General features: G+C 56.7%; 1 protein-coding gene. It reads right to left on the bottom strand.

Annotated features, from left to right (window positions below):
- Positions 1 to 3: 3 nt before the first annotated feature.
- Positions 4 to 1,176, bottom strand: a 1,173-nt coding sequence (tuf, locus tag TMES_RS21925; RefSeq protein WP_143589777.1) for an elongation factor Tu, incomplete at its 5' end; no start/stop codon positions are given.

Genomic DNA, 1,176 nt, shown 5'->3' with positions numbered 1-1,176 from the left:
AAATTATTCAATGATCTTTGCAACGACGCCCGCGCCGACGGTACGACCGCCTTCACGGATGGCGAAACGCAGACCTTCGTCCATCGCGATCGGTGCGATAAGAGTAGCGGTCATCTGAACGTTGTCGCCCGGCATCACCATTTCGGTGCCTTCCGGCAGTTCGATCGAACCGGTCACGTCAGTCGTACGGAAGTAGAACTGCGGACGGTAGTTCGAGAAGAACGGCGTGTGACGACCGCCTTCATCCTTCGTCAGGATGTAGGCTTCTGCCTGGAACTTGGTATGCGGCTTGATCGAGCCGACATGCGCCAGAACCTGGCCACGTTCGACGTCTTCACGCTTGGTACCACGCAACAGCGCGCCAATGTTGTCGCCAGCCTGGCCCTGATCGAGCAGCTTGCGGAACATTTCAACGCCGGTGACGATCGTTTTGACGGTGGCTTTGATGCCGACGATTTCGACTTCTTCACCAACCTTGACGATGCCCGATTCGACACGACCGGTCACAACCGTACCACGACCCGAAATCGAGAACACGTCTTCGATCGGCATCAGGAACGGACGATCCATCGGACGCGCCGGTGCCGGGATGTATTCATCAACAGCAGCCATCAGTTCGATGATGGCATTCTTGCCGATTTCGTCATCACGGCCTTCAAGAGCGGCCAGAGCCGAGCCCTTGATGATCGGAATATCGTCGCCCGGGAAGTCGTAGGACGACAGAAGTTCGCGGATTTCCATTTCGACGAGTTCGAGCAACTCTTCATCGTCAACCTGGTCAACCTTGTTCATGAACACGACCAGTGCCGGAACACCAACCTGGCGAGCCAGGAGGATGTGTTCACGGGTCTGCGGCATCGGGCCATCAGCAGCCGAAACCACCAGAATGCCGCCGTCCATCTGTGCCGCGCCCGTGATCATGTTTTTCACATAGTCAGCGTGGCCCGGGCAATCGACGTGTGCATAGTGACGATTTGCGGTTTCATATTCGACGTGCGCGGTCGAGATCGTGATACCACGAGCTTTCTCTTCCGGTGCTTTGTCGATCATGCTGTAGTCTTGGAACGATGCGCCGCCGCTCTCTGCGAGAACTTTGGTGATCGCTGCGGTCAGCGTGGTTTTACCGTGGTCAACGTGGCCGATTGTGCCAACGTTAACGTGCGGTTTTGTACGCGC

Origin of the sequence: Thalassospira mesophila (assembly GCF_002115755.1) — a bacterium.
In the GTDB taxonomy this organism is placed as follows: Bacteria; Pseudomonadota; Alphaproteobacteria; order Rhodospirillales; family Thalassospiraceae; genus Thalassospira; species Thalassospira mesophila.
This window is presented reverse-complemented; position numbering and strand designations above follow the sequence as displayed.